This window comes from Alphaproteobacteria bacterium (assembly GCA_040905865.1).
Classification (GTDB): Bacteria; Pseudomonadota; Alphaproteobacteria; order UBA8366.
In genome coordinates this window covers 68,806-91,060 of the sequence record JBBDQU010000045.1, presented here as the reverse complement: position 1 = coordinate 91,060, position 22,255 = coordinate 68,806, and the positions used below count along the sequence as shown (strand labels likewise).

Genomic DNA, 22,255 nt, shown 5'->3' with positions numbered 1-22,255 from the left:
ACGTGAATCTGATCTATCTTATTGAAAATAGAGCACCTTCACAGATTTAAATGGAGCCTCTTGCGGTTCCATTTAAATCCGATGTGCTCTAGTCTTGCGACCACGAAATCAAGAATCCGAAAAGAGGGGAACTCCATGAGCCGACTATCATCATTCGACCCGGACAACATGTCGCCGGAACAGAAGGCCGTTTACGACAAGATCGCATCCGGCCCGCGCGGCAGCGTCCGCGGCCCGTTCGCCAAGCTTCTGGTCAACCCGCCGGTTGCCGATTGCGCACAGGCGATGGGCGCGACGCTGCGTTTCGGCGGCACGTTGCCCGCCAATCTGCGCGAACTCGCCATTCTGGTCACCGCGCGACACTGGACCGCGCAATACGAATGGTATGCTCATGCGCCCATCGCCCTGAAAGGCGGGGTGGCCGAATCCGTGCTGGACGCCATAAAGCAGCGCCGTCGGCCGAGCTTTACCGACCCCAATGAAGCGGTGGTGTACGAATTCTGCAACGAGTTGCATGAAAAACGCGATGTCGGCGATGAAACCTATAACTGGGCGGTGGAAAACCTGGGCGAGTCCGGCGTCGCCGAACTGATTGCCCTTTGCGGGTTCTATACCCTGATTTCCATGACCCTGAATGTCGGCCGCGTCGACTTGCCCGAAGGGGAAGAATTGCCGCTCAAGCCGTAAAAAACCACATGACCGACACACACGCACTAGGCATCGATATCGGCGGCACATTCACCGATCTCGTCGTCTACGATCGCAGCACCGGGCGGATCGCCAAGGGGAAGGAACTGACCACCCCGGACGATCCGTCGCGGGGCGTTCTTACCGGGCTGAAGAAGCTGCTGGACGGCGGTATCGCACCCGAATCCCTGTACCGGATCGTCCATGCGACGACCCTGTTCACCAATGCGCTGATCGAACGCAAGGGCGCGCGGACCGGGCTGATCACCACCGACGGATTCCGCGACGTGCTGGAAATCGGGCGCGAACGCAAATACGAACTCTATGATCTGTTCATCGCGATGCCGAAGCCGCTGGCCCCGCGCGACCTGCGCCTGGAAGTGACCGAACGTATCGGCCCCGACGGCGCGGTCATCACCCCGCTGGACGAAAACGACCTGCTGGCCAAGGTGCAGGCGCTGATCGACAGGGGCGCCGAAGCCGTCGCCATCGTCTTCCTGCATTCCTACGCCAATCCGGCCCATGAAGACGCGGCGCTGGACGCCATCGAACGCGCCTTTCCCGACCTGATCGTCACCGCCAGCCATGATGTTGCGCCGGAAATCCGTGAATTCGACCGGACCTCGACGACGGTCACCAACGCCTATGTGAAACCGCTGGCGCATACCTATGTCGACCGGCTGGTGGCGCATACCAGGGAACTCGGCATCGGCGCGCCCTATTTCATGATGCTGTCCAACGGCGGGCTGACCCATATCGCGGAAGCCAAGCGTACGCCCGTGCAATTGCTGGAATCCGGCCCGGCGGCAGGCGCGCTGGTCGCGGCCCATTTCGGCGCCCAGGCCGGTATCGCCAATATCCTGGCGTTCGACATGGGCGGCACCACCGCGAAGCTGGCGCTGGTCGATAACGGTGAACCGCATGTCGCCTATCGTTTCGAGGCGGCGCGCGAGAAGCGCTTCGCCGAAGGCAGCGGGTTGCCGCTGACCATTTCCGCCATAGAACTGATCGAGATCGGCGCCGGCGGCGGGTCCATCGCCCGGATCGACGCGATGGAACTGCTCAAGGTCGGGCCGGAAAGCGCCGGCTCCGTGCCGGGGCCGGTCTGCTACGGACGCGGCGGCACGAACCCGACCGTGACCGATGCGGACCTGCTGCTGGGCTATCTGAACGCCGGTTCGTTCGCCGGGGGCAGCATGAACATCGACGCGGAGGCCGCCGCCCGCGCCATGCAGCCGCTCGCCGAGCGGTCCGGCCTCTCGGTCATCGACACCGCGCGCGGCATCTATGAGGTCGTGAACGAGAACATGGCCAGCGCCGCGCGCGTCCATATCGCCGAACGCGGCAAGGACCCGCGCCTCTATACGCTGCTGGCGACCGGCGGCGCGGGGCCGGTGCATGCCTGGTACGTCGCCCGCAAGCTGGGCGTGCGGCGGATCGTCTGTCCGCCCGCCGCCGGTGTCGCCTCCGCGCTGGGGCTGCTGATCGCGCCGGCGCGGATCGACCGGGTGGCCACCGTTGCGAAACGGCTGGATTCCATCGACTGGCCCGAACTGGAAGCGGCCTACCGGGCACTGGAAACCGACGCCTCGACCGTCATCGCGGAAACCGGGTTCGACCCGGCGGCGGCCCGCATCACCCGGCTCGCCGATATGCGCTATGTCGGGCAGGGGTTCGAGGTGGTGGTCACCCTACCCCCGGGCCCCTATACGGCGGAAAGTGCCGCGATGATGCTGGATGCGTTCGAAACATCCTATCGCCGCACCTTTTCCCGCACACCGCCGGATGTGGTGGCCGAGATCATCAATATCCGCGTGTCGCTGCGCGCCGACGTACCGGGCGAGGGCGCGGAATTCGCTACCGGTGCGGCCGGCGAAACCGGCGGCGCGCAAACCGGCAGCCGGCCGGTCCGCTTTCCGGAAAACGACGATTTCGTGGATACCGCCGTCTACGACCGCGCCCGGCTGCGCCCCGGCGATAGTTTCACCGGCCCCGCCGTGGTCGAGGAAGCGGAATCGACCCTGATCGTCGGCCCGGGCGGCCAAGCCCGGGTGGACGACGCGGGCAACCTGATTGTGGAGCTGCCGTCATGACAGACCTGAAACAGTCCTTCGATTCCGCCACGCTGGAGGTGCTGTGGACACGTCTGGTGTCCATCGTCGACGAGGCGGCGGCGGCCCTGGTGCGGACCTCGTTTTCGACCGTGGTGCGCGACAGCCATGATTTTTCCTGCGTCATTACCGATGTGGCCGGCGGTTCGCTGGTGCAGGCGACCGACAGCATCCCGTCCTTCATCGGCACCCTGCCGCGCACGATCCGGCATTTCCTGGACGAATATCCGGCGGACACCCTGCAGCCGGGCGATGTGCTGATCACCAACGACATCTGGATGGGCACCGGCCACCTGCCCGATATCAGCGTCGGCCGTCCGCTGTTCCATGACGGCAGGCTGGTCGGCTTCGCCGGCAGCACGGCGCACGCGCCCGATATCGGCGGCAAGATCCGTTCCCCGGAACCGCGCGAGGTGTTCGAGGAAGGCTTCCAGATCCCGATCATGAAGCTGATCCGCGCCGGCGAGCCGGACGAAACATTCTTCCGCCTGCTGCGCAAGAATGTACGCGTGCCGGACGAGGTCGTGGGCGACCTGTGGGCGCAGGTTACCGCGCTGGACCTGATGGCGGAACGCACCGGAGCGTTCATGCATGAATACGGGCTCTCGACGCTCGAGGATCTGGCCGTGGAAATCCAGAGCCGCTCGGAGCGCGCCATGCGCGCCGCCATACGCGCGCTGCCGGACGGCGTCTACACGAATACGATCCGCACCGACGGGCTGACCGAACCGCTGGACCTCAAGGTCACGCTGACCATCCGCGATGACGAGGTCTTCGCCGATTACGCCGGCTCCGCCGAGCAGGTCGACAAGGCCATCAACTGCGCCATGTGCTATACCTACGCCATGACCGCCTATGCGGTGAAATGCGCGGCGGCGCCGGACCTGCCCAATAACGAGGGCTCGATCCGCCCGATTCACGCCGTGGCGCCCGAAGGCTGCATCCTCAATCCGCAATACCCGGCCTCCGGCGGTTCACGGGCGCTGATCGGGCATTTCGTGCCGTCGCTGGTATTCGGCGCACTGGCGCAGGTCATTCCGGAAAAGATCATGGCCGGCGCGGGGTCGCCCCTGTGGTGCATCAACCAGTCCGGGGTGACCGATGCCGGCAGGCCCTTTGCCAGGCTGTTCTTCTTCAATGGCGGCATGGGCGGCACGGCGCAGACCGACGGGCAGAGCTGCCTGAGCTGGCCGAGCAATATCTCGACCACGCCGGTGGAGGTCATGGAGCAGCTTGCGCCGCTGCGCATACGGCACCGGAAACTGCGGCCGGGTTCCGGCGGCGAAGGGCAGTATCGCGGCGGGCTGGGTCAGGAAGTGCTGTTCGAAAACCTGACGAAGAAACCCAGCGCCGTTGCCTTCCTGGCCGAGCGCACCCGGATCGCCGCCCCCGGTATCGTCGGCGGGTCGGATGGCGCGAAAGGCGAAGTCCTGATCAATGGCGAACCGGTCGATCCCAAGCGCCAGCATATCGTACAGACCGGCGACCTGATCATGCTGCGCACCCCCGGCGGGGGCGGCTACGGCCCCGCGACGGCGCGCGACCCGGAATTCTTGAAAAGGGACCGGGACGAGGAAAAGGTCTAACCTTCAACCTTTTTGTGGAAATCGAGCAGCAGCCGGTTTACCGCGTCGGCGCTGTCATACATCGTCCAGTGCGAGCCGCCCTCGATGAGATCCAGCCGGAAATCGGGTTTGAAGGACCGCACCAGCGCAATGCGTTCATCCAGCGACGGGTGCGCCGTGATATCGTTGGTGCCCCAGATAATCTGCAACGGGCAGGCGATGCGCGGCAGGTCGATCCGCTGGGTGTCGCCCCAGCTGACCTTGCGGCTGTCGAACCGGGTGCGGCGGACATTGGCGCCATGATAATCGATGGCTGTCTCGTCGATGCTGTCCGGATTGGTCAGCATGAAGGCGAGCAGGTTGTTGCGCACGATTTCGCGGAACACCGCCTCGTCCTCGCCGGCGGATTTGTAGCTGCGCGTGCCGATATCGCGCCCTTCGGGCCTGCCGTAGCCGCTGGATCCGATCAGCGACAGCGCCTTTACCCGCGCGCCGAACCGTGCGGCAATGCAGGAACTGAGCACCGAGCCGAAGGAAAACCCCGTCAGGTGGAATGACGCGTCGTCCCCCAGCATCGTATCGATGGCGCGGCAGACGAGGCTCCGGTACTCATCGCCGGACATTTCCTTGTCGACATCGGGCGAGTCGCCATAGCCGGGCTGGTCGATCGCGTAGACGGTGTAATGTTCGGCCAGCGCATCGATATTGCGCGCCCAGTGATTCCACGATCCCATCCCGCCATGCAGCAGCACGTAGTTGGGTCCGCTGCCCTTGCGTTTGAAGGCGACTTCCGGACGTTCGGTTTCCGCTGTCAGCAGGGTCATCGCGCCACCCCTCGTTCCTGTTCGTCGTCATCCGCCCCGTTGAGCGCTTCCTCGGCTTCCAGCCATTCGGCCTCGGCCTGTGAAATCTTTTTCTGCAGATCGCCAAGCTGCCGGTTCAGCAGCGCAATTTCGACCGCCGGCCCGCGATACAGGGCCGGGTCCGCCAGCTTTTTCTCCAGCAGCGCCTTTTCCCGAGCCAGTTTTTCCATCTGCTGCTCCGCCGCCTGCACCGCCTTGCGCTGGGACGACCGCGCGGCCCGCGCCGAAGCCCCCGCCCGCCGGGCGTCGCGCCGCGCGCCACGGTCGTCGCCCGCGGATTTTTCCGCCTTGTTGCGCCGTTTGTCGGCGCGGCGCGATTCCAGCACGCCCTTGCGGTACTCGTCGATATCCCCGTCGAACACCCTGCAACCCCCGTTCCGAACGACCCACAGGGTCTCCGCGCAAAGCTCCACCAGATGCAGGTCATGCGTCACCAGGATTACCGCGCCCTGATAGGCGTTGATCGCGCTGATCAGGGCATCGCGGGAATCGATATCCAGATGGTTGGTCGGTTCATCGAGCAACAGCACATGCGGCGCGTCCCGCGTGATGCAGGCGAACAGCAGTTTCGCCTTCTCGCCGCCGGACAGCGATCCGATCTTCACATCCGCCTTTTCCTGGCCCAGCCCGAAACCGCCAAGATGCGCCCGGACCCTGGTTACCGTCGCATCGGGCATGCGGCTGGACAGTTCCTGCGCCGGGGTGCGCTCCAGGTCGAAGGCATCCGCCTGTTCCTGCTCGAAATACCCGACGCGCAGCTTGCCGGGCTTGCGCACGGCGCCGCCCATGACGTTCAACTGTCCCATCAGCAGGCGCAGCAGCGTTGTCTTGCCGTTGCCGTTTTCACCCAGCAGGGCGATCCGGTCTTCCGGCCCGAGTATCAGGTCCAGCTTGCGCAGGATCGGCTTGCCTTCGACGTAGCCGACACTGGCGCCATCCATCGCGATCAGTGGCGGCGGCAGTTGCGCCGGATCTGGAAAGTCGAACGCGACCTCGCGATCCGGCCGGACCGGGCGCAGTTCCTCCATGCGCTCCAGCGCCTTCATCCGGGACTGCGCCTGTTTCGCCTTGGTGGCCTTCGCCTTGAACCGGTCGATGAAACTCTGGATATGCTTGCGCTGTTCCAGTTGCTTGGAAAATTCGGCGGCGCGCAGGATCAGCCGCTCGTTGCGGGTCCGCTCGAACCGGTCGTAATTGCCGCGATAGACATTCAGTTTCATTTCGTCGAGATGGATGATCGTATCGACAATCGTGTTCAACAGGTTGCGGTCATGGCTGACCAGCAGGATCGTGCCCGGATAGGATGTCAGGTGCGATTCCAGCCAGAGCCGCGTTTCCAGGTCGAGATGGTTGCTGGGTTCGTCGAGCAGCAGCAGGTCGGGCGCGGAAAACAGCGTCGCGGCCAGCGACACGCGCATCCGCCAGCCGCCGGAAAATGAATCCAGCGGCGCCGCCTGCGCCTCTTCGTCGAACCCCAGCCCGGCGAGAATGGCGGCGGCCCGCGCGGGCGCGGCCTCGGCGCCGATGTCGGCCAGCCGGATATGAATTTCACCGATCCGGTGCGGATCGGTCGCGGTTTCCGCCTCCGCCAGCAGGGATGCGCGCTCTTCATCGGCCGCGAGCACGAAATCGCGCGGCGACCCCTCGCCCTCCGGCATTTTCTGCGACACGGTGCCGATCCGCGCCCGGTTGCGCAGGCTGATCGTTCCCGTATCGGGTTCCAGTTCGCCCATGATCAGCTTGAGCAGGGTCGACTTGCCGGAGCCGTTATGCCCGATCAGGCCAACCTTGTGCCCCTGCGGCACCACAGCCGTCGCCTGGTCCAGCAGGGTTCGTCCGCCGATCCGGTATGTCAGGTCATTGATATGAAGCATTGCAGTCGGAAAAAGCGCTCGTCATTTTATGTTATGGGCGCGAGAAATACCGCAGGGAGCCACGTTACACCAGACAAAGCAGCGATTTTTTTCGACAATAGCGGTTGCAGGGAAGGTTGACACCCTGCCGTTCCGCCGCCAAATCACGATCCGATCTAACGGCGGGCCAGCAGCGCCGTGACGGCGGCGACGGTCTGGCCGGCGCCATTGCCGGCATCGACGCGATGCCAGTCCATGACCCCAAGGTCATAGTCCAGTTGATCGCGCACGACCGCGGGACCGGCATCGGAAGCATCGTTGCGACGCGCCGCCACCCGGCTTTCCAGCACCGCCGCGGGCGCGTCCAGCCAGACACCGGTCACCCGGACACCGCATGACCGGCCGACCGCCGCAATGGCCGTCCGTTCCGCTTCCCGTGCGAAAACCGCATCGGCAACAACGCAATGGCCCGCATCCAGCGCCAACGCGGCCCGTTCGGCGATATCGTCATACACGCGTTCGGAAATCGCCCGCGTATAGGCCGTCGGGTCCAGCCTGGTTTCCGGCGCGACGCCGAACAGCCGCTTGCGCATGACATCGCTGCGGAGCACGAGGGCTCCCGGCGCGCGGCCCAGGGACGGGGCAACTTTCCCCGCGACGGTGGATTTTCCCGTACCCGACAGCCCGCCGATCGCAACCAGTTGCGCCGCGCGTGGCTCCAGAAACGTACAGGCCAGGTCAAGATAGGCGCAGGCTTCGGCTTCAAGCGACTGCTGCTTTGCCGTGTCCGGCTGGGTCCGGGCGGCGGCGACGGCCGTATGCGCACGGATCGCCGCCCGGCAGGCGAGGAACAGCGGCAGGGCCGCCAGCCCCGCCACATCGTCGCCAAGCGCCATATACCGGTTGAACACCTCGTTCGCGCGGTCGCGGTGCCCGCGATGTTCAAGGTCCATCAGCAGGAACGCCAGATCGTACAGAACGTCGATGACGGAGATGTCGTCATTGAATTCGATCGCGTCGAACAGGGTCGGCGCCCCGTCGACAAGGCAGATATTGCGCAGATGCAGGTCTCCGTGACAGCGCCGGATGCGCCCGGCCCTGCCGCGTTCGTCCAGCAACCCGGAAAAACTGTCCAGCGCCGTCCGGGACCGTTCCTCCAGCAGCGCAACCTTGTCCGGATCGAACAGCGACGGGGTGGATTTGCGGATCTCCCGGAAATTTCCGTCGATAATGTGCCGCATGACCGCGGCGCCGCCCCGGTCGCTTGCCGGGGCCGCTTCATCGTGAAACCCGAATATGGAATCCGCCAGCCCGGTCATCAGTTCCGGCGTCAGTTCCCCGGCTTCGGCCATGCGGTCGAACAGGGAATCCTGGTCGAATCGGCGCATTTCGACCAGCCATTCGACGGGTTCGCCGTTCCCGTTCAACTGAAAGGCGCCATCCTCCGCCCGTGTCACCGCCACGACGCCGAGATAGAGCGACGGGGCCGTACGGCGGTTCGTATCGATTTCGGCCTCGCAAAAGGCGCGGCGGCGCGCCAGGGTTCCATAGTCGAGATATTCGAAACGGATGGCGCGCTTCATCTTGTAGACGCGGTCGCCAGCCAGGAACACCACCGAAATATGTGTATCGATTCGCTGGACGTTCTCAACATCCCGCCCGTAACTCTCCGGTCGCGACAGAAAGGCAATCACGTCCCGCTGGATATCGTCGGTCGAATTATCCGGCACGCGGATTGCTCCCCACTGTTCTGGACTTTAGGCTTATCGTTAATGTGGGCGAATAGTCAGGGAATGCAACATGGATAACCTTTGGAAGGTACTGGTTCTGGGTCCCATGCCCCCGGCGGCGACCGATATATTCGAGGCGCGGGACGATATCGCCTATGAGGTCGTGACCGACGTATCCGAGGCAAACCTGATTGCGAAGATGAAAGGCGTGCACGGCGTAACCGTCCGCACCGCGATCATCACACCAAAAGTCATTGCCGTCGCCGACCGGTTGAAGATCGTGTCCCGCTATGGCGTCGGCTACGACAATATCGATGTCCCTGCGCTGAATGCGCGCGGCATTCCGCTGGCGGTCATCGGCACGGCCAATGCCGTCCCCGTTGCCGAAGCCGCCATGTTCATGATGTTCGAACTGGCCAAGATGGGCCGCGAGCATGACCAGGCGGTACGCGCCGGGAACTGGGATTACCGGTTGAACACCCATGCGATCGAACTTTGGGAAAAGAAGCTGCTGATCGTCGGTTTCGGGCGTATCGGCACGCGGCTGGCAAAACGCTGCCTGGCGCTGGAAATGGATGTCCACGTCGCGGACCCCTATGTTTCGCCGGAAGTCATTGTTGCCGCAGGCTGCAAGCCCGTCGCGGATTTCCGGGCAGCACTGCCGGATATGGACTACGTGTCGCTGCATCTGCCGTTTTCGCCGGAATGCGCCAACATGTTCGGCGCGGCCGAATTCGAGGCCATGAAGGAAAGCGCTATCCTGATCAATTGCGCGCGCGGCGGCATTGTCGACGAAGGGGCGCTGCATGCGGCGCTGTCAAACAGGACCATCCGTGGCGCCGGGCTCGACGTCCTTGAATCGGAACCGCCGAGAAAGGACAACCCGCTGTTCCGGCTGGACAATGTCATCTTCAGCCCGCATATCGCCGGCGTCACACGCGAATCCGCGCATCGCATGGCCATCACCTGCGCGCAGAATGTCGTCGACGCGCTGGACGGCTCGCTGGACCGGGGCATGGTCGTCAATACGTCGGTTCTGGATCCGGCATAGCCGCATGCAGCAATAACCGCGCCGCCGCGGCGGATCGGCGCCCTGCTGCCGGTACGCGGCGTCGCTGGCGAACGGCCCGTCCGGCAGCATCACCGGCGCATCGGCGGACTCGGAATTGAGCGGCAGAACGCGATTTCGCCGAAGAAACCCGGCAGCGGCGAAGGGAATTTCGCCAGATTAACCAGGGTAGTGACATTTTTTAAAAAATTATTGCAGTGGGGTTTAAAATAGGGAGGGACAATATCAAGATATCTCGCTACATGTTCGCGCGAAACGGTGCCGCAACCTGCGCCGACAACGATGTAACAAGATAATCCTGGTACCTTAAGAATGCTGAACCGACACGACGATCTGCAGGGATAACCCGGTAGACCGACTGGCATGACAGTATTGCGTATTTTTGTGGGCCTGGCCGCCGGGGCGGCTTTTTTGAATGTATTGCTGACCCTGCAAAATGTCTGGCCGACACCCTGGGTCCGCAGCACACCCGAAATATCCATCGAAATTGTCATACTCCTGTGCGCCTTCGCAGTCGTGACGGAGTTTCGCGGCCTGCCGGGCAGGACCGCGCGCTGGGCCGTCTCCGCGGCCCTGCTCTTGCTCGTTATCGGCCGCTATGCGGACATTACGGCGCCGGCGCTCTTCGGACGGCCGATCGACCTGTACTGGGATGCGCAGCATTTGCCCGCGGTTGTCGCCATGATCATGGAAAGCGCCCCCGCCTGGCAGGTTATCGCCCTGGCTGTTGGCATCGTTGCAGGCGTCATTATCCTTTACCTGACCATCCGCCTGGCGGTCGGCGGAATCCTCGCCGCCATGCCGGTTGCGGGACTGCGGCGCGGCGTCGGCATCGCCTCGGTCCTGGCGATCGTCCTGTATTCGGTCAATTCCGCCGGCGTTCATACGGGAACGGCGACGGCATATGCCTTGCCCGTAACACCGGTTTACGCGGCGCAGGCCAATTTCCTGATCAGGGCGAGCCGGGCGGACATGCGCCAGCCCGCCGTCATGCCCGCTTCCGACCTCGCGCATGCCGGAGGCGGCGATGTCTATACGTTTTTTTTCGAATCCTACGGCGCGATCGTCCATGACCGGCCGGAGATGCGAACCGCGCTTGCGGGCGATTACGAAAACCTGAACGCCGTGCTCGCGAGATCCGGCTGGCAATCCGTATCGGCGCTCGTCGATTCCCCGACATTCGGCGGCGGATCCTGGCTGGCCCATGCGACGCTGCTGACGGGCGACTGGATCACCCGCGAACCGGAATACCGGATGTTTCTGGCCGCCCCTCCGGAAACGCTGGTCGACCGGTTCCGGAAGGCCGGATACCGCACCGTGGCCCTGTTCCCGGGGATCAGATTGAACTGGCCGGAAGGCGCGGCGATGGGCTTCGATTCAATCATGACGTCAAGGAACATCGCCTATCGCGGCCCGGCCTTCGGCTGGTGGACGATTCCCGACCAGGCCAGCCTGGAAGCCTTCCACCATGCCGAAATCAGCCGCAGCGACCGGAAGCCGCTGTTCCTGACCTATGCCTCGGTGATGAGTCACCTGCCGTTCGGTCCGACCCCGCCATACCAGGCGGACTGGGGGCGGATCGCGACGGAAACGCCGTTCGACCCGGCGGAAGCGGACGCCGCGCTGGCGCTGGCGCCGGACTGGCAGGACATGACGCCGGCCTACCTGCGGTCCATCCGATACAATCTCCAGATGCTTGGCGGATTCCTGGAAAAGCGGGCGCCCGAAGACGCCCTGATCGTCGTTCTGGGCGATCACCAGCCGCCTGCGGTAGTCAGCGGGGCCGCCGCATCATGGGCGGTTCCGGTCCATATTTTTTCGCGCAACAGCGCCATCCTGGAGCGCTTTGCCACCGCCGGGTTCCAGCCCGGTCTCACCCCGGCGTCGCCGGTACTGATGCGCATGGATGCGCTGAACCACCTGCTGCTGCACGCGCTTGATTCATCCCCGCGTCTGGCGGGAGCCTTGCACCGTTGAAGTACATTTCGTTCCTGGTTCTGGTCGCCGCAACCGCGACGACCGTAGCCCTCTGGTCAATTGCAAATCAGCCCGCCACCGCGCCGGCATGGATCGGCGGGCCGCTGGCCGGCCTGTCATACAGCCCTTATGGCGCGGGGCAGGACCCGACGGACGGCGACATGCCGACCCCGGAGTCCATCGGCCGCGACCTCGATCTCCTGCGCGGACAGACCGCGACGCTGCGGACATACAGCGTCGACGGCACGCTGCGCGACATCCCGGCGCTGGCCGCCGAAAGGGGCATCGGCGTCATGCCCGGCGCCTGGATCGGGCCCGACCGGGAACGGAACCGGCGTGAAACCGACAATCTCATCGCTATCGCGCGGAACGACAGTAACGTCCGGCGCGTCCTGGTGGGCAACGAAACGCTGCTCCGCAAGGACATGTCAGCCGACGCGCTGATCGCGGAAATCGAACGGGTCCGCAGCCGTATCCGCAAACCCGTCAGCACGGCGGAAACCTGGGATATCTGGCTGGCGAACCCGGCGCTCGCCGCGGCGGTCGATTTCATCGGCGTCCAGGTTTTGCCGTACTGGGAAGGCATCGCCGCCGAAGAAGCCGTCGGTTATACCTTTGCCCGGCTGGCGGAAATAGAAGCGGCCTATCCGGGCAAGCCCGTCGTCCTGACCGAAACCGGCTGGCCGAGCATGGGCCGGACGATCCGGCAGGCCGAAGCCGGCCGCATCGCGCAGGCGACGTTCCTGCGCCGGTTCGCCAATGCCGCGGCGGCCCGGAACCTGGATTATTTCATCATTGAAGCGTTCGACCAGCCCTGGAAAATCGGTCCGGAAGGTCTGGCAGGCGGCTACTGGGGCCTGTTCGATGCCGACCGGCAGCCCAAGTTTTCCTGGACCGGTCCGGTTCAGGAGCACGTCAACTGGCTCGAATGGGCGCAACTGGCGGCGCTGCTGGGCCTGATGCCGGCGGCCGCCTATATGGCCCGGCGGCCTGGTTTGCGGACAGGCGGCGCGCTGCTCACCGCGGCCACATCGTTTACAACCGCAACCCTGCTGGTCCTGCTGGTCATGACCATGGCCGGTCTCTACCTCACGATCGCGCAGACGGTGCTGTGGGGCGTATTGCTGGCTTCGGCGCTGTTCCTGCTGGCGGGGGTCTTCATCGACGGCATGGAGGCCAGCGACCTGTTGTGGAACGGCGGCATGCGGCGCCGCTTCGGCCCGGCCCGGCCTGAAGACACGCCGCGCATGGTGTCGATCCACGTCGCCATCTGCAAGGAGCCGCCGGAAATGGTCCGGCGCACGCTGACCGCCCTGGCCGCGCTCGACTACCCCGATTTCGAGGTCATCGTCGTCGACAACAATACCCCCGATCCGGCGATGTGGAAACCTGTGGAGGCCTGTTGCAGGATGCTGGGCGACAGGTTCCGGTTCATCCACCGCGATACCCTGCCCGGTTTCAAGGCCGGGGCGCTGAACCTCGCGCTTGCCGAAACCACACCACGGGCCGATGTCATTGCCGTGATCGACAGCGACTATGTCGTCGCCAGCAACTGGCTGGCGGATCTCACGCCGCATTTTGCCGATCCGGAAATCGGACTGGTTCAGGCGCCGCAGGATTACAGCGATCTGGGCGAGAACGGGTTCAAGGCCTGCTGTTACTGGGAATATTCGGGATTCTTCCGCATCGGCATGGTCCGGCGGAACGAAGCCGACGCGATAATCCAGCACGGCACCATGACCATGGTCCGCCACACCGCGCTGCGCGAAGCCGGCGGCTGGGCCGAATGGTGCATTACCGAGGATGCGGAACTCGGCCTGCAACTGGCCAGCCTCGGCTGGAAATCCGCCTATACGGCGCAAAGCTACGGCCGCGGCGTCATGCCGGATACCATGCGCGCTTATAAGATGCAGCGGCTGCGCTGGGCCTATGGCGCGATGCAGATCCTGAAACGTCACTGGCGCTGGTTCCTGACCGGCGACGATACGAAGCTGACCGCGGCGCAGCGCTTCCATTATGTCGCGGGCTGGCTGCCCTGGCTGACCGATGCCGCCGGCCTCGTCTTCACCGTTGCGGCCCTGGTCTGGACGGTTCTGCTGTCGGTCCTGCCCAATCAGGATACACCGCCGGTCATTGTGCTGATCCCGGCGCTGGCCGCGTTCGCCTTTCGCCAGTGGCGGATCCTCCACCTGTACCGGCGCGCCGTCGCCTGTTCGGCCCCGAAACGCTGGGGCGCCGCGCTGGCCGGTCTGGCGCTGAACCATACGGTCGCAAAGGCCGTGCTGCAGGGCCTGGCGACATCCGGACGGCCCTATCAGCGCACGCCGAAAAAACGGAGCGGCCCGCAGCTTGTCCAGGCCCTCGCCATGGCGGGCGAGGAAACCCTCATGCTCGCGCTGCTGACCGGCGCCGCGATCCTGTTCGCCGTGATGCGGGCGCCGCTCGCGGCGGCGGACGGGATCTGGCTTGCCGCCCTGGCGGTCATGGCGCTGCCCTATGCGGCGGCGCTCGCGCTGACGGTCGTCAACGCGGTCACGGGCGGCGCGGCCCGCGACAGGTCGGCCGACGGTTTGCTAAACCTGGTGCACGACGCAGCGCCCGTCCTCCCCGAACCCGAGCACGCTTCCGCGGCGCGTGGCGCAACGGATCGACGCCGGCGATCACGCCGGCGCGCTGGCGCCGTGCGATGAGGAGCTGCGGGCCGCGGCGATTTGCCATGCGCTGGTTTACGGTCAGTCGTAACCGAACAGCCAGCGGGTGGTGCCGCCATTCACATTTTTCACCGAATGCGGCACATCGCGCGGGATGAACACCTCGTCGCCCGGCGCGACTTCGACTTTCTCGCCATTCAGCGTCAACTCCAGCCGTCCTTCCAGCACCGTCAGCAGTTCATTCGTCGAATGGATGAAATCGTTCCATTCCTGCCCGGGCGGATCGGTAAAGGCATGGCAGGAATAGCCCCGTTCCCGCCAGGATTCCGCTACCGTGGCATGATCCACCGGAGCGGAAAACCGGCTCCTATCGACGCCGTCCGCCTCTCCTGTCATCCTTCCCTCCACAGAACTTCAGGGGGAGATAATACATCATGCCAGAAATCAGGGAAATCACGAGCGGATTGCGCTTTCCGGAAGGCCCGGTCGCCATGGCCGACGGGTCGGTCATCCTGGTCGAAATCGCCGCGGGACGGGTGACGCGGGTGCTGCCGGACGGCACCAGGAAGACGGTGGCGGAACCGGGCGGCGGGCCAAACGGCGCGGCCATCGGGCCGGACGGCAAATGCTACATCTGCAACAATGGCGGTTTCTCCTGGGTCGAGGAGGACGGGTTGCTGCGCACCGGCGGCACGGCCCCGGACTACACGACCGGGCGGATCGAGCGGATCGACCTGGACACCGGCGAGGTCGAAACGCTGTACACCGAATGCAACGGCCACAACCTGCGCGGCCCCAACGACATCGTCTTCGACGGCAACGGCGGTTTCTGGTTCACGGACCTTGGCAAGCGCCGCCCGCGCGACATGGATATGGGCGGCATATACTACGCCCGCGCCGACGGCAGCATGATCGTCGAGGCGGCCTATCCGGCGGTGACGCCGAACGGCATCGGGTTGTCGGCCGATGACAGGACGCTCTACGTGGCGGAAACCGAAACCGGCCGGCTGTGGGCATGGGACATTATCGGCGAAGGCAAGCTCAGCAAGGAACCCTGGCCCAGCGTCAATGGCGGCCGCTGCATCGCCGGCGTGGACGGCTACCAGCGCTTCGACAGCCTGGCGCTGGACAGCGCGGGGAACATCTGCGTCGCAACGCTGGTCAACGGCGGCGTCACGGTAATTTCGCCGGACGGCAGGAACATCGAACACATCCCCATGCCGGACCGGATGTGCACCAATATATGCTTCGGCGGACCGGATCTGCGCACTGCCTACATGACCCTGTCGACGACGGGCAAGCTGGTCTCGATGGAGTGGCCGCGACCGGGGCTGCCGCTGCATTACCTCAATAAATGAATCACGCCATGCCCCGCGGCAGCCGGCGCCGCGGGGCATGGATAGCGGATTAAGGCGCGGAACGGATTGGCCACCGTCAGAAGCTGAAAAAGCGGGATAAACTGATCTGGCCCCGTGCATTTCAGCTTCGTTCCGATTAGAATGATTCAATAATTTTACCATGGCTGGCACGAGGAGTACCGAAGAATGGCCAACGAGGGATACCACGAACCGATCGACGAACTGTCCGACGAAACCCGCGACATGCATCGGGCAATCACGTCGCTGATGGAGGAACTGGAGGCCGTCGACTGGTACAACCAGCGGGTCGACGCCTGCAAGGACGAGGACCTGAAGGCCATCCTCGCGCATAACCGCGACGAGGAAAAGGAACACGCCGCCATGGTCATGGAATGGATCCGCCGCAAGGACCCCAGCTTCGACAAGGAATTGAAGGACTACCTCTTCACGGACAAGGTGATCGCGCATCGCTGACAGGGCCGTCGGCACAAATCATACCGGGGCGGCCTCACAGATGCCGGGCCGCCCTTCTCATTGCCATATGCGCTCGCCACGACCCATTGGCCGCTTGCTCGTGCGGCCTGGACTCAAGACTATGGCACATCAGCGGCGGGCGGCCTTCGCACCCGCATACAGCACCGAATCCCGGCGTTCGGCATCCGCGGCGATGGCGGCGAAATCCGCCGGGTCCAGCCGCGTCGCGGGGGGCGGCATAAGCCGGAAATTGCCGTAGCGGTCCTCGCCGCTGATCAGCGAGACCTCGGTTTCCGGACCCGCGGAGGCTTTCATGGACGGCACGATATAACGGATGGCGGCGCCGATACGGCGGTCGCCGGTGCCGTTCGGACCCGAGGCATGAAACAGGTGGCCGTGATGCAGCGAGGCCTGGCCCGGCTGCAGCACCACATCGACCGCGTCGGATTCATCCACCTCGACGGCGATTTCCTGGCCGCGGGTCAGCAGGTTGTTGTCGGCGAAGCTGTCCGCATGGGGAACGATACTGCGGCCATGGCTGCCGGGAATAAATCGCATGCAGCCGCTCGCCACCGTTGCCGGCGACAATGCGACCCAGAGCGTCACTTCATCCGCCCGGTCGAGCCCCCAATAGGTGAGGTCCTGGTGCCAGCTCACGAAACTCGGCGTGTTCGCCTCCTTGATGAACAGTCCCGAACCCCAAAGGATCAGGTCCGGACCCAGCACGGCGGTGGCCGCGGCAATCATCTTCGGATGCCGGACCAGCCGGGCGAAGGACGGCAGCAGCCGCGCCGGATAGCCGCGCAGCAGGCGCAGCTTCTGTTTGTCCGCGCGCACTTCATCTTCGGCCCGTTCCAGATCGGCGCGCAGTTCGGCGGCTTCCTGTGCGGACAGGATATCGAACGGAAAAACAAATCCGTCGCGGGCGTAATCCGCGGCAATCGTGGGCGTCGATACGTTCATGACGAAGTTCTCCGATCCGGTTCGCGCAACGCTGCAATACCGGAGAACTGTAGCGGCCCTGACCGGTTGCCGACAAGCCGCCAGATGTCGTGGCCTGTCGTCGCGGCGCCGGAAGTTGTCCCTGGCGATTGGTCCCAACTTGAATTCCGTTCAGTTACCGGCCATTTTGCCTGCATGTCAATTGCGCCGAAACCGACCCCGCCCTTCGCCGCCCTGCGCGCCTTTCACGCGGTGGCGACGCATGACCGCTACCGCGATGCCGCCGCGACCCTCGGCATCACGGAATCGGCGGTGAGCCACCAGGTGCGCAAGCTGGAAACATTCCTGCAAACGGCGCTGATGGACCGGTCCGGCCCGCGCGCCGTGCTGACCGATACGGGGCGGCGGTATTTCGAACAGATCGATCCCGCCATCCGCCAGATCCAGGCGGCGACGGAATCCCTGCTGCCGACCGGCGGGCGCGATACGGTGCGGCTGACCCTGCCGCCTTCGCTGGCGGCGGCCTGGCTGATTCCCAAGCTGGGCGCTTTCGAGAAGGAAAATGCCGATACCGACCTGCAGTTGATCACCACGACCCGGGTCATCGACCTGCGGCGCGACCAGGCGGATATCGCCATCCGGCTGGGCAAGGGACACTGGCCGGGCATCGATGCCAGCTTCCTGCTGGAGGAAACCGCCTTGCCGGTCTGCGCGCCCGGTTACTTCGAGCAACTGGGCGGCGATGCGTCCCCGGGCGGCAATCTGCCGCTGCAGGGGGCGCGGCTGATCATCAATGGCAGCTTTCCCGATGAATGGGAGGAATGGGCCCGCGCCCGCGGCATGCCGCCGCCGGACCTGAAAGGCGCGATCACGCTGGATTCGCTGGCCCAGGCGTTGCAGGTCGCCGAGGGCGGCCATGGCGTCGCCATGGGGCGGCGGCCCGTGGTCAATGACTGGCTGACCCGCGCGGCGCTGATCGCCCCGTTCGGCAAGGCGGACCCGACGGGTGCGGGGTATTACCTGTGCCGCGCCGCCGGCAAGACACCGACCGCCGCCGTGCGGCGGCTGGAGCGCTGGCTGCAATCGGTCGCTGCCGCATAAATCATTCATGACTTGAATTGTATTCAAGTCATCGTGAAACGAAGTCGCTGGAATCCTGCTACGGTTTCCCCCATCTTTCGCCTCAACGGATGGTCGCGGCATGGCCCGGCCCGAACAGGAGATACGATATGACACAGCTTGCAGGCGAACAGCCCGCGGCCCGGCGCGAAGTCCGGTCGGCGCTGACCTTCATCACGCGGCAGAATACCAAGCCGTATTTCAACAGTTCCGCCCTGACCGGCGGCGCGCCCGAGGTGTTTTTCGGCACCGAAGACCATAATGTCACCGTGGAGGACATGCGTCCGATTGCCGATACGCTGTCGCTCGACGTGCAGGGTTTCGAACTGATGACCAGCCCGACCGCCGTCGACGACCTGTATGACGACAATGCGGTGGACACCGCCTATGCCGACGAACTCAAGGCGCTGCTGACCCGCCGCTTCGGCGCGACTTCGGTGCATATTTTCGACGTCACCCGCCGCGCCGATGCCGGCGCCGGCGCGCCGAACCGGGACGGCCTGCGCGGCCCGGCCGACCGGGTGCATGTGGATTACACGGTCAAGAGCGGCCCGCAGCGGACCCGCGACATTCTGGGCGACGCGGAAGCCGAACGCCTGTTCAATGCCGGCGCCCGCATCCTGCAGGTCAATGTCTGGCGGCCGATCAGGGGCCCGGTGAAGCGCTCGCCGCTGGCGCTGGCCGATGCCTCCAGCGTAAAGCCGGACGAGTTGATCGCGACCGACCAGATATTCCCGGACCGGGTCGGCGAAATCTACAATGTCGCCCATGCCTGGACCCAACGCTGGTATTACGCCTCGGAAATGGAACGCGACGAGGTGCTGCTGATCAAGGGCTGGGACTCCGTCGCGGATGGCCGCGCCCGGTTCACCCCGCATGGCGCCTTCACCCTGCCGGATACCGAAAACGCCCCGGCGCGCGAAAGCATCGAGGTCCGCACCCTCGTCGTCATCGAATAGTAGCGTCGCGGATAATACCGTCCGCCCGGTACTTGCGTCAGTCGTCCGGCCAGATCACCGTGGCCGCCGCGAGTTCCGGCCAGCCGATGGGCGAGCCGGCAATGGCGGCCGCTTCCGCATCGGGCAGGGAGGCATCCCACCGCCCGCCGATAAAGCGCCGCCCGGTCACCCCGTCCGCATCGCGGGAACACAGCCAGGCCACAGGCGGCCCCATCACGGTCGGACGCAGCATTCTGGCGGGATCCATGCCGGATTCCTTCGCGATGAAGGCGGTATCGGTCGGCCCGCCCGGCACCACCACATTGACGGTGATACCGGTGCCGTCCAGTTCCTGCGCCCAGGCCGCCGATCCCGCTTCCAGCGCCGCCTTGCTGGCGCCATAAGGCATGTTGCGCAGCATGGTGAAGAAGCTGGTGGTCACGTTGATCACCCGGCCCCAGCGGCGCTTTTTCATGCCCGGCAGGGCCGCGCGCATCATCTGTAGCGGCCCTTCGGTATTGACCGACATGAATTTGCGCCAGACCTCCGGCGTCAGCTCCTCGATGGTCAGCAGATTTTTCTCGCCGTCCGGGCGAATTCTGCTGGCGCCGAAGCCGGCATTATTGACCACGATATCGACCTGGCCGAACACATCCGACACCCTGCCGACCGCGATCTCGCAATCGCCCGGCTCCGCCACGTCGCCGCCGATGGCGAACACGCCGTTGGTGCCCGCTTCCTGGTTGATCGCCTCCGCCGCGCGGGCCGCCGCGTCGCCATCGATATCCATCAGCGCCAGCCGGTGACCGTCCCGTACCATGCGCCGCGCCATCGCCTGTCCGATCCCGCCGGCGCCGCCGGTGATGATGGCGACCCGTGTTTCCGCCTGTCCGCTTGTCATTTTTGTCATGCCTCCCTGAAATGCCTGTCGCCGGAGGAGTATAGGAATACAGCCGCCATTCGCCAGTCCGGTTCGGTCACCGCCTTGCAGTTGCAGAATGCCGGGCGAGCAAAGAAAAGTCGCCGTCCGTGGTTGCCATTGCGCGGCGAAACGCCAACTTCATGACGTGGCGACACCGCACTACACCAACGGCTGGCCTTGCCACGAAACCTGAAACAGAAATCACCCGTTCTGAAGGTACATTGATTGATGCATGGAGTTGCAGGAAGCGGGAAAACAGCATTACGCGGCGGCACATTTCTGGCGATGATATTCGCCGTCGGCGTGAGTGCCGTCGGCCTGCGCGCCGAGACCCCGTCCCAGCCGGGGCGTTACGGCATCTGCACGAAGGCGGAAGTCCTGCGCCTGCTGGATGCCGGATTCCCGCAACCGGACGTAACGCGGTTGTGCGTTACGCATAGCATGCCGGATGCCGACGCCGCCAGGGCGGCGGCCCCGCCAAAGGCCGCCGGCGGGCTGGTCGAAAAGGATCCTAATCCACCACCGCCGCCGCCGAAGAAACCTGAACTTTCGTTAATTGAATTCCCGGCGATTGCCGACTGGCGCGGCCCCGGTGCACGCCCGGACCGCGCCCGCTGGCAGCCCGCCTATACGGCCGAGGGGCGGCCGCTTTCGGATATCGATATCGCCGCCGGGGCCAGGGTTGCCGTCCGGGCCGACGGTTTCCCGCTGCGCCGGGTTCCGGTGCGCGACGTGCCGGGCCTGCTACAGGCGGTCAAGAACGCGAAACCGGGCGACTATATCGAACTGGAACCGGGCACATACGCGGCGAAAATCTATCGCGGGATCACCGTGCAAACGGCCGGACGGGCGGAGGCGCCGATTGCCGTCGGCGCCAAGACCCCCGGCTCCGTCACTCTTAAACTGGAGGCATCGGAAGGCTTTATTGTCAAGGCGCCCTACTGGATATTCGAGAACCTGGAGATCGAGGGGAATTGCGCCGACCACAGCCATTGCCACCATGCCTTCCATGTGGTGGGCAGCGCGACCTCCCTCGTGTTGCGCAACAATCACATCCGGGATTTCAACGCGCAGCTGAAGGTCAACGCGATTTATGACGACAATCCGGATTTCGGCCTGGTGGAAGGCAACAGCGTCTACGATACCCAGGGCCGCCAGACCAGCGCGCCCGTCACGAAGCTGAATATCAATTCCGGCAATGGCTGGATGGTGCGAGGAAACCTGATCGCCGATTACGAGAAACGCGGCGGCAACGGAATCAGTTACGGCGCCTATTTCAAGGCGAACAGCCGCGACGGCGTGTTCGATGGCAATGTCGTGGCGTGTTACATGCAGACGGAGGTCAAGGGCGGCGTCCGTCTGGGCCTGTCTATCGGCGGCGGCGGCACCGGCCAGAAATTCTGCCGCGACCAGAACTGCGATTCCGAACACACGGGCGGGATCATCCGCAACAATATCATCGTCAACTGCCCGGTCGATGTCGGCGTCTATCTGAACAGGGCCACCGATACGCTGATCCACAACAATCTGATCCTGAACACGCGCGGCATCGACTCGCGTTTCCCGACATCCAGCGTGCGGGTCTTCAACAATATCCTCGACGCCCGGGTGAAGGAGCGCGACGGCGGAAAAGCCAGCGGCGACCACAATCTGCTGATCTCCGGCGAGGATTTCGAGGCGACGGATCTGGACGCCGTTTTCCGCCACGTCGACGGCCTGAAGCTGACGCCCACGGAAAAAGGCCTGCGCGCCATAACCGGAAAAGGCGCGGAGATTCCGAAATCGGCGACCGATATCTGCGGCAACCCGCGCAAGGCCGGCGCCCCGGATATCGGCCCCGTGGAATATCAGTCCGGGAAGCCATGCGTTCCAGGCGCCATGTGGAAATAGCGCCAGTCCGTTGACACTGTCGCTTCGGGACGGGTCAGGCAGGTTGGCGAGGAGGGGCGCCCGGGCTATACCAACGAAGGGCGCGGGACGCGAAATCCGTCGCCTG

Annotated in this window: 17 protein-coding genes; 11 read left to right on the top strand and 6 right to left on the bottom strand. The window is 64.6% G+C overall.

The features are described from left to right. The first annotated feature begins 135 nt into the window (after positions 1 to 135). Genes WD767_09240 through WD767_09230 form a run of 3 tightly spaced genes read left to right on the top strand, consistent with a single transcriptional unit; the run spans position 136 to position 4,384 of the window. On the top strand, positions 136 to 687 hold the full coding sequence (locus WD767_09240) for a carboxymuconolactone decarboxylase family protein (GenBank protein MEX2616268.1): 552 nt from the start codon (positions 136 to 138) through the stop codon (positions 685 to 687). A gap of 8 nt (positions 688 to 695) precedes the next feature. Further along, the gene (locus tag WD767_09235) at positions 696 to 2,780 is read left to right on the top strand and encodes a hydantoinase/oxoprolinase family protein (GenBank protein ID MEX2616267.1); all 2,085 of its coding nucleotides are present in this window, start codon (positions 696 to 698) and stop codon (positions 2,778 to 2,780) included. Next, a complete protein-coding gene (locus WD767_09230; protein ID MEX2616266.1) occupies positions 2,777 to 4,384 on the top strand; it encodes a hydantoinase B/oxoprolinase family protein in 1,608 nt (535 codons plus the stop codon). Before WD767_09235 ends, WD767_09230 begins: the two co-directional genes overlap by 4 nt. Here the strand turns inward: WD767_09230 and WD767_09225 are convergent. From WD767_09225 to WD767_09215, 3 genes are all read right to left on the bottom strand, one after another. Then, positions 4,381 to 5,187, bottom strand: coding sequence for an alpha/beta hydrolase (locus WD767_09225; GenBank protein MEX2616265.1), 807 nt, complete (start codon positions 5,185 to 5,187; stop codon positions 4,381 to 4,383). The genes WD767_09230 and WD767_09225 overlap by 4 nt on opposite strands. Then, a complete protein-coding gene (locus WD767_09220; GenBank protein MEX2616264.1) occupies positions 5,184 to 7,100 on the bottom strand; it encodes an ABC-F family ATP-binding cassette domain-containing protein in 1,917 nt (638 codons plus the stop codon). The genes WD767_09225 and WD767_09220 overlap by 4 nt, the downstream gene beginning before the upstream one ends. Positions 7,101 to 7,255: 155 nt before the next feature. Continuing rightward, positions 7,256 to 8,809, bottom strand: a complete 1,554-nt coding sequence (locus WD767_09215; GenBank protein MEX2616263.1) for an AAA family ATPase — start codon at positions 8,807 to 8,809, stop codon at positions 7,256 to 7,258. A 70-nt stretch (positions 8,810 to 8,879) separates the two neighbouring features. On the opposite strand from WD767_09215, the gene WD767_09210 reads away from it, so the two are divergent. From WD767_09210 to WD767_09200, 3 genes are all read left to right on the top strand, one after another. Further along, entirely contained in the window at positions 8,880 to 9,860 is a 981-nt protein-coding gene (locus WD767_09210) for a hydroxyacid dehydrogenase (protein MEX2616262.1), read from the top strand. A 381-nt stretch (positions 9,861 to 10,241) separates the two neighbouring features. Continuing rightward, positions 10,242 to 11,855, top strand: a complete 1,614-nt coding sequence (locus WD767_09205; protein ID MEX2616261.1) for a sulfatase-like hydrolase/transferase — start codon at positions 10,242 to 10,244, stop codon at positions 11,853 to 11,855. After that, positions 11,852 to 14,545 carry a glycosyltransferase gene (locus WD767_09200; GenBank protein ID MEX2616260.1) on the top strand — a complete coding sequence of 898 codons (2,694 nt, stop codon included), beginning with the start codon at positions 11,852 to 11,854 and terminating at the stop codon, positions 14,543 to 14,545. The genes WD767_09205 and WD767_09200 overlap by 4 nt, the downstream gene beginning before the upstream one ends. A 42-nt stretch (positions 14,546 to 14,587) precedes the next feature. Here WD767_09200 and WD767_09195 read toward each other — a convergent pair whose 3' ends face one another. Further along, positions 14,588 to 14,902 (bottom strand): cupin domain-containing protein, encoded by a 315-nt coding sequence (locus tag WD767_09195; protein MEX2616259.1) that lies wholly within the window; start codon positions 14,900 to 14,902, stop codon positions 14,588 to 14,590. 38 nt (positions 14,903 to 14,940) lie between these two features. On the opposite strand from WD767_09195, the gene WD767_09190 reads away from it, so the two are divergent. Next, the gene (locus tag WD767_09190) at positions 14,941 to 15,864 is read left to right on the top strand and encodes an SMP-30/gluconolactonase/LRE family protein (protein ID MEX2616258.1); all 924 of its coding nucleotides are present in this window, start codon (positions 14,941 to 14,943) and stop codon (positions 15,862 to 15,864) included. Positions 15,865 to 16,050: 186 nt separating this feature from the next. Further along, positions 16,051 to 16,338, top strand: coding sequence for a ferritin-like domain-containing protein (locus tag WD767_09185; GenBank protein ID MEX2616257.1), 288 nt, complete (start codon positions 16,051 to 16,053; stop codon positions 16,336 to 16,338). 129 nt (positions 16,339 to 16,467) lie between these two features. On the opposite strand, the gene WD767_09180 is transcribed toward WD767_09185, so the two are convergent. Then, entirely contained in the window at positions 16,468 to 17,301 is an 834-nt protein-coding gene (locus WD767_09180; protein ID MEX2616256.1) for a phytanoyl-CoA dioxygenase family protein, read from the bottom strand. A gap of 174 nt (positions 17,302 to 17,475) precedes the next feature. Between WD767_09180 and WD767_09175 the strand changes: the two genes are divergently transcribed. Together WD767_09175 and WD767_09170 are read left to right on the top strand one after the other, a co-directional pair. Then, a complete protein-coding gene (locus WD767_09175) occupies positions 17,476 to 18,381 on the top strand; it encodes a LysR substrate-binding domain-containing protein (protein MEX2616255.1) in 906 nt (301 codons plus the stop codon). 128 nt (positions 18,382 to 18,509) lie between these two features. Further along, positions 18,510 to 19,358: a CmcJ/NvfI family oxidoreductase gene (locus WD767_09170; protein MEX2616254.1), complete on the top strand. Its 849-nt coding sequence runs from the start codon at positions 18,510 to 18,512 to the stop codon at positions 19,356 to 19,358. Between the two features lie 37 nt (positions 19,359 to 19,395). On the opposite strand, the gene WD767_09165 is transcribed toward WD767_09170, so the two are convergent. After that, positions 19,396 to 20,238 carry an SDR family oxidoreductase gene (locus WD767_09165; protein ID MEX2616253.1) on the bottom strand — a complete coding sequence of 281 codons (843 nt, stop codon included), beginning with the start codon at positions 20,236 to 20,238 and terminating at the stop codon, positions 19,396 to 19,398. 249 nt (positions 20,239 to 20,487) lie between these two features. Here WD767_09165 and WD767_09160 point away from each other — a divergent pair, with 249 nt between their 5' ends. Next, entirely contained in the window at positions 20,488 to 22,149 is a 1,662-nt protein-coding gene (locus WD767_09160) for a hypothetical protein (protein ID MEX2616252.1), read from the top strand. The last annotated feature ends 106 nt before the right edge of the window (positions 22,150 to 22,255 follow it).

Bases quoted from the DNA above. Each gene is read 5' to 3' on its own strand.
- WD767_09230 (MEX2616266.1), top strand. From the start codon at position 2,777: ATGACAGACCTGAAACAGTCCTTCGATTCCGCCACGCTGGAGGTGCTG.
- WD767_09225 (MEX2616265.1), bottom strand. From the start codon at position 5,187: ATGACCCTGCTGACAGCGGAAACCGAACGTCCGGAAGTCGCCTTCAAA.
- WD767_09205 (MEX2616261.1), top strand. From the start codon at position 10,242: ATGACAGTATTGCGTATTTTTGTGGGCCTGGCCGCCGGGGCGGCTTTT.
- WD767_09160 (MEX2616252.1), top strand. From the start codon at position 20,488: ATGCATGGAGTTGCAGGAAGCGGGAAAACAGCATTACGCGGCGGCACA.
- WD767_09210 (MEX2616262.1), top strand. From the start codon at position 8,880: ATGGATAACCTTTGGAAGGTACTGGTTCTGGGTCCCATGCCCCCGGCG.
- WD767_09220 (MEX2616264.1), bottom strand. From the start codon at position 7,100: ATGCTTCATATCAATGACCTGACATACCGGATCGGCGGACGAACCCTG.
- WD767_09235 (MEX2616267.1), top strand. From the start codon at position 696: ATGACCGACACACACGCACTAGGCATCGATATCGGCGGCACATTCACC.
- WD767_09195 (MEX2616259.1), bottom strand. From the start codon at position 14,902: ATGACAGGAGAGGCGGACGGCGTCGATAGGAGCCGGTTTTCCGCTCCG.
- WD767_09180 (MEX2616256.1), bottom strand. From the start codon at position 17,301: ATGAACGTATCGACGCCCACGATTGCCGCGGATTACGCCCGCGACGGA.
- WD767_09185 (MEX2616257.1), top strand. From the start codon at position 16,051: ATGGCCAACGAGGGATACCACGAACCGATCGACGAACTGTCCGACGAA.
- WD767_09165 (MEX2616253.1), bottom strand. From the start codon at position 20,238: ATGACAAGCGGACAGGCGGAAACACGGGTCGCCATCATCACCGGCGGC.
- WD767_09175 (MEX2616255.1), top strand. From the start codon at position 17,476: ATGTCAATTGCGCCGAAACCGACCCCGCCCTTCGCCGCCCTGCGCGCC.
- WD767_09190 (MEX2616258.1), top strand. From the start codon at position 14,941: ATGCCAGAAATCAGGGAAATCACGAGCGGATTGCGCTTTCCGGAAGGC.
- WD767_09170 (MEX2616254.1), top strand. From the start codon at position 18,510: ATGACACAGCTTGCAGGCGAACAGCCCGCGGCCCGGCGCGAAGTCCGG.
- WD767_09240 (MEX2616268.1), top strand. From the start codon at position 136: ATGAGCCGACTATCATCATTCGACCCGGACAACATGTCGCCGGAACAG.